Source organism: Flavobacterium sp. LC2016-01 (assembly GCF_009711135.1).
Classification (GTDB): Bacteria; Bacteroidota; Bacteroidia; order Flavobacteriales; family Flavobacteriaceae; genus Flavobacterium.
In genome coordinates this window covers 1-418 of record NZ_WMIC01000029.1, presented here as the reverse complement: position 1 = coordinate 418, position 418 = coordinate 1, and the positions used below count along the sequence as shown (strand labels likewise).

1 protein-coding gene is annotated in these 418 nt (G+C 45.5%); it reads left to right on the top strand.

The window, feature by feature from the left end:
• Positions 1 to 418 (top strand): hypothetical protein (locus tag GKZ88_RS22410; protein WP_196216512.1); only part of this gene is annotated, 418 nt, incomplete at both ends.

Genomic DNA, 418 nt, shown 5'->3' with positions numbered 1-418 from the left:
ACACTAACAGCGGCGCTGATATGAACTGGGTTGTGTATGTAATGGATGCTAACGGCTGTACTGATTCAGTAGCAGTTACGTTATCAACAGATCCGACACCTTCAGTTACAGCGGTTTTAAGCAACCAGTGTACAGCTTCAGGAAGCGGATTTACTATTACGGCTACAGGAACAGGCGGAAAAGGAGCTTTAGTTTACGGAATCAACGGTGTTGGAGGAGCTTTCACATCAAACAATGTATTTAATGTACCGGCATCGGCTACACCTTATACAGTTTGGGTAAAAGATGCCAACAACTGTCCAGCTTCTGCAACTCCAATTATGGTTTATCCACAGTTGGGCGCAACGATCAGCATCAGCAAAGAACTTGACTGTTCTGCAGCTCCAGGTGCAACAATTACAGTTGACATCACTGGCGG